Annotated in this window: 1 protein-coding gene; it reads right to left on the reverse strand. The window is 66.7% G+C overall.

Annotated features, from left to right (window positions below; translation table 11 throughout):
* The coding region (locus AWT75_RS23310) for a hypothetical protein (RefSeq protein ID WP_239689693.1) at positions 1–234 on the reverse strand (234 nt) is incomplete at both ends.

Raw genomic sequence — 234 nt, forward strand, 5'->3', positions numbered from 1 at the left:
CGCCGTGGCTGTCGATATCGAATTGCGGGTTCAGCTCCACCAGGTCTGCCCGGCCAGCTTGCCGCTGGCGGCAATGGCGGTGACCAGTGCTTCCACCACGGGTGATACTCCACGCCAGCCGGGCCGCCGTCTTCGCGCCGTGGCTGTCGATATCGAATTGCGGGTTCAGCTCCACCAGGTCTGCCCGGCCAGCTTGCCGCTGGCGGCAATGGCGGTGACCAGTGCTTCCACCAC

Origin of the sequence: Aquitalea pelogenes (assembly GCF_001515305.1) — a bacterium.
GTDB classification, from domain to species: domain Bacteria; phylum Pseudomonadota; class Gammaproteobacteria; order Burkholderiales; family Chromobacteriaceae; genus Aquitalea; species Aquitalea pelogenes.